The sequence below is a fragment of the Chrysanthemum yellows phytoplasma genome, from assembly GCF_000803325.1.
In the GTDB taxonomy this organism is placed as follows: Bacteria; Bacillota_I; Bacilli_A; order Acholeplasmatales; family Acholeplasmataceae; genus Phytoplasma; species Phytoplasma asteris.
Genome location: NZ_JSWH01000013.1, coordinates 1 through 4,939, shown reverse-complemented (window position 1 = coordinate 4,939; position 4,939 = coordinate 1). Strand labels below are relative to the sequence as shown.

7 protein-coding genes are annotated in these 4,939 nt (G+C 25.2%); 6 read left to right on the top strand and 1 reads right to left on the bottom strand.

Features of this window, described 5'->3' with window-relative positions; translation table 11 throughout:
• Positions 1-257 precede the first annotated feature (257 nt).
• The 4 genes from OL66_RS00225 to OL66_RS00210 all read left to right on the top strand — a co-directional run bounded on the left by OL66_RS00225 (position 258) and on the right by OL66_RS00210 (position 3,515).
• Positions 258-860: a hypothetical protein gene (locus tag OL66_RS00225; RefSeq protein ID WP_034171998.1), complete on the top strand. Its 603-nt coding sequence runs from the start codon at positions 258-260 to the stop codon at positions 858-860.
• Positions 861-1,060: 200 nt separating this feature from the next.
• Positions 1,061-1,741, top strand: coding sequence for a hypothetical protein (locus OL66_RS00220; protein ID WP_034171997.1), 681 nt, complete (start codon positions 1,061-1,063; stop codon positions 1,739-1,741).
• Between the two features lie 91 nt (positions 1,742-1,832).
• Positions 1,833-2,393 carry a hypothetical protein gene (locus tag OL66_RS00215; RefSeq protein ID WP_034171996.1) on the top strand — a complete coding sequence of 187 codons (561 nt, stop codon included), beginning with the start codon at positions 1,833-1,835 and terminating at the stop codon, positions 2,391-2,393.
• Between the two features lie 819 nt (positions 2,394-3,212).
• The gene (locus OL66_RS00210) at positions 3,213-3,515 is read left to right on the top strand and encodes a hypothetical protein (RefSeq protein WP_156956335.1); all 303 of its coding nucleotides are present in this window, start codon (positions 3,213-3,215) and stop codon (positions 3,513-3,515) included.
• Between the two features lie 27 nt (positions 3,516-3,542).
• Here OL66_RS00210 and OL66_RS00205 read toward each other — a convergent pair whose 3' ends face one another.
• Entirely contained in the window at positions 3,543-4,010 is a 468-nt protein-coding gene (locus tag OL66_RS00205; protein ID WP_034171994.1) for a hypothetical protein, read from the bottom strand.
• Between the two features lie 106 nt (positions 4,011-4,116).
• On the opposite strand from OL66_RS00205, the gene OL66_RS00200 reads away from it, so the two are divergent.
• Together OL66_RS00200 and OL66_RS00195 are read left to right on the top strand one after the other, a co-directional pair.
• On the top strand, positions 4,117-4,548 hold the full coding sequence (locus OL66_RS00200) for a hypothetical protein (RefSeq protein WP_034171993.1): 432 nt from the start codon (positions 4,117-4,119) through the stop codon (positions 4,546-4,548).
• A 35-nt stretch (positions 4,549-4,583) separates the two neighbouring features.
• The gene (locus OL66_RS00195) at positions 4,584-4,916 is read left to right on the top strand and encodes a hypothetical protein (protein ID WP_156956334.1); all 333 of its coding nucleotides are present in this window, start codon (positions 4,584-4,586) and stop codon (positions 4,914-4,916) included.
• The last annotated feature ends 23 nt before the right edge of the window (positions 4,917-4,939 follow it).

Below are 4,939 nucleotides of genomic sequence, written 5' to 3'. Positions count from 1 at the left end.
AATTATAAATATTTTAATTGACACTAATTATTATTTAATACTATTTAGTTAAGTTAAAATATTGCTTCAAGGAAATAACATGTTGTATAAAAAAATTTTCTATATTTTGTTTTCATAATAAAAACAATATTGGAAGAGAATTAGAATAAATATATGCGTAATGTTAATAAGAATAAGAAAAATAAGAAAGTATGTGGGGTTCCTAAAGTCTTATTAATTTAGGTGCTGCCTTAGTTGCTACAGTATTTATAGTAGGGATGATTATTTCTACAAGAGCCCTAAATACAGACTATGTGTTTAAAACTAAACCATTAGGAACAAAAGTTGGGAAAGCTAATCCTTCATTATTAGGTTATCTATATTCTAAATTTACTGATGATAATGATGATAAAAAATTAGTTGATTTAGAAACTAAACATTTAGTAACAGATACAAAACAAATTAAACAAGAAGTAGGATTAGTTGCAAAGTATTGCAATGATGATGTAAATAATAAAGCATTATTTAAAGATTATAACTTAGTGCATGTAGGTTATAAATTAGTTTTATTGACTACTGATAGATATAATGCAGGAAAAAATCCAGATCCAAGTGTATATACACAAGCCTCAAATTATGACTCTGCAACAAATGTAGACTTTAATGAAGTTAAACCTGTTGATGTTTTATTAGTATATACACTAACAGAAGAAGGAGAAACAAATAAAGATTTTTATGTTGTAGTTAAAAAAGACGGTAAGGATGTACAAGAATCTGTATTTAGAGTAGGAATTGAATATGATGGAACACCTACATTAAAGCATCAAAAAGACAATAATGGTAAATTATTATACAAAGCAGTAGATACAAATGGTAATTAAGTAAAAGACAGTAATGGTAATGTAAAACAATTTACATTTGACAGTGATAATAATACAACTGAAGGACAAAACAGAACATTACTTAAATCACTTACATTAAAACCTGTAACAACTGGAACTGGAAATAATGAAACCCATAAAAAAACAGTGCAAACCCTGCAAGATACCTTTACAAAGGGCAAGATGTTTGGGGTAATGAAGTGAAAGGCGTAGAAAGCACTGTAAATACTTCAGATCAAGGTGTAACTGCTAAAAATAATAGAACATACGAACACACCTTTACATTACCACCTGTAATGCAAAACGATACTGGTAAAAAATCATATACTAAAACTTTAGAAGAATTACAAAAATCAAACCAAGCCTACAAAGAGTACACCGAAAAAGATGTAGATGACAAATATAAAGATGGTACATTAAAATATAAAGATCTACATAATAATCCTTCAGTTCTAAATTCTAATGGAACTGTTCATAAAGAACCATATAAATTTACATTTAATTTACAACAAGTATATTCTTTAGAAAATACATTAGAAGAAACAGAAACAGTTAATGGCACAACCACTAAAAAAACAAAAACATTATTAGCAAAATTATTAGAATTATCAAATCTAAATGCAAGTAAAGACCTTTATAGCCAAGGTAATCTTGCTTTAATAGTTTATTATAAATTAGTAGATAAAGATGGAAATACAGAATCATCAAATACAGGTACAGTAGTACAAAGTGCAAAAGTACCATTGAAACCTAGAGCTCTTAAAGTAAGTAATAAAGGACAAACTAATTTTGCTGGTGCTGGTATGAGACAAACACAAGCAGTAACACAAAATCAAGCACAAGGACAAGGAAACAATTCAAGATCTAATCCTACATCCTAATATATAATCCTTAATTACTTATTACTTAGTTAATATTATTACACAAATAATACATCAAGTTATTCATAAATTAAAAGTGGTAATTGTTAATATGTCTAAATATAAAAAAATATCAATTCTTACTACCTTTTTAAAACACGTAAAAAAAACAGTATATATTTTATATATTGTTTTTTTTATTATCTTGTTGAGTCATTGTAATTTTAATATTCTTTTAGCTAATGATAGTGACCCTAATTATTTAGGAGTAATTCAACCAAGACAACTAGGTATAAATGGTAATTCTAATATAGGATATAAAATACAAACAGATAATAAAACTAAATTAGAAGTACAAATTAAACCTTTAGCATCAGATAATAAGAATTTGTTTTATTTTCAAGGAGATGCTAAAACAATAGGACAAGAACCTAATGCAGCATCAACATATAAAAGAGGTTATGCTCTATTAGTAACTATTCCTCAAAAAAGTTGTCTAGATGAACAAGATTTATATCTTTGTTGTGATGCTAATATTGCTATTAAACAAGAAGCCTATGAAGCATTTCTAAAAGCCCAAACAGACGTAGAAAAACTTTTAAGTAATGATCAAAAAACAAAGGATTATTGGGAAGTTCAAAAAAAAACGGAAGAATTGATTAAAATTAGTTGATGCAAAAAAAGAATTACAACAAGAAAAAGATCATTGGGATTATTTTTTTACCAAACCTAATTTTGTAACTGAGTTTGCTCAAAAATATATTAAATATCATTATTTTCCAATTGATGTTAAAAATAATAATTCTACTAATCTAATTAAAAAAGTTGAAGATATTAAAAAAATATTTTATAATAAAATACCCTCATCTAATAACAACACTGGACTTTGTATTGAAGCTGAAAATCAAATTTATTATATAAATGATTTCCCACCGCTATCACAAATACAAAAAATTACACCTAATTTATTAAAAAAACCAGTGTTATTAGAAAAGATAGAAATAGTTTAAACAACAACGAAATAAAATATAAAGCTGGAGATATTTACAATACTATATTACCTTTATCACATATTCAAAATAAAAATTTACTTCCCTTAGAAAAAACTAATGATAAAGAACAATATATTATTGTTGCTAGTTTTGATTTTGATTCAGTTAATGCTGATGACAAATATTCCATTAAAGAAATTAATTCATTTAATAAATTAACTATTCATCCATCAAATCCTTTTAAATTAGATATTCATTTTGATTTAGTTAATTCTGATAATATTATTGCATCTCAACCTTATTATCTAACTCAAGAACTAGATTAAAAAAGATAAAAAAACATATCCTAATTTAGATATTAAACCTTTTTTATTGAAAGATTCTTTTTTAAGGATGCTTAATGCAAATATATTAGAAATAAAAAAAGATTAGATGCTTTAGAAATAGAAGAATCAAACCAAGAACAATCCTCCACAGCATCAAATGATGATAAATTAAATGTGTCAATAGATGATTTGTATGAAATAAAAAATGATATTATATCTCGTTTATCACCAGAAGACCAAAACAAAATAGAAGCACAATTTAATGAATCTAATTATTTTATAAACAACATTTTTAAACCTAAACAAAAAGCTATAAAAGATTTGTTGCTTTCTTTGCCAGTATATGACACAGAGGAAAGAAGACAAATGATGGAAGCAAAGACCCCACAAGAAAAAGCACAATACATAAAAGATCTAATAGAAGAATTTACAGGTGCAACAGGCTCAAAAACATATTTCATGAAAGAAAGAAAATAATAGAATTATTAAGAAATTCTTTAGTATCTAATTTATCTGCTCCCAACATTCAAGCAAATTTTTTTCACCAGAACAAAACCAAAGATTAGAAGAATTCAAAACAACTAATCCTACATATCTAAATTTAACACAACAAGAAAAAAATATATTAGATGATTTGGAGAAAAAACTACAAGAATTTGAAAACGCATTAAATAACATTACATTATCAGAACCTAATAAAACTCCTAAAACAAGAGATAATTTAGCTGCATTAAAGAAAAAAACAACTACTGAATTACCACCCTTAACAGGCACTAATAAAAAAGACAAGATAAAATAAATAAGAACAAAATTAAATGAATTAAAAGAATCCATTAAAGAAGAAATAAAACTAATATTAGGACAAAAAATACTTGAATTAATGCAACAAACATTACAAGAATATTTAGAATAACAAAAAAAACAAATTAAAGATAAAATTAATAACATTATTAAAAAATTTACTACTGGCATTAATGCACCTTATTTTACTTTTAATCTTTCTAATAAAAAAATAAAATGGTATTCTGGAAGTCTTTATTATGATAGTATAAAAGAGTTAGAAAAGTATTTAGAAAATATGACATATAAAGCAACACTGCCTACAATAGATTCTAATTTAACTTTATCATTTAAAACAAAACAAAAGGAAAATGAATTAAAAGAAGTTGATTATGCTTATTATGATTTAGTTAATAATGATAATCAAGTTAATAATAATATGAGTGTTATTTTAAGATTTCGTCCTTTTGTTGCTCCTTTTTGTCTAGATGAAAAAAAACAAGAACAAGCATGTAAGAATTGTACTACATGTCAATCTAATTCTTGTCAAGATGAAAAAGATAAATTAAAACCATGCGAGCAACTTAAAACAGGATTTGGAGCTTGGCTTTCGCCTCAAGATTGTTTAGGAGAAATTCAACAAGAATTAAAAAACAAAATGATAATGCATCATCACAACAAAGAAAAACAATCTTTTTATTTTTTGAAAAACCAATATATAATTTTTTAGAAGAACAAACATATTCTATTAATCATAGTTCTTTTATGATAGATATATTACCTGATACTCATTTAAAAGGATTAGATTATATGCAAAGAGCTCATGAATCATGGGAGCATCATCATCAACCTAGCCAAACAAATGAAATACATCAAACAGGACAAAATATGTATCATAATTTAAATAATCAACTTAGAGACCCAGCATTTAATAGAGCATGGCAACAAGAAAATAAAGGTCAATATAATTATAACTATAATCAAAATTCTTCACCTTATCAAATAAATTATACTCCTACAATCTATCAAGTTCCTAATGCAAATATGCAAATTGTAATTCAACAAGAAACTCAAAATAATCAACAACCAAATCAATAACATTAATAATTAATATATAATAT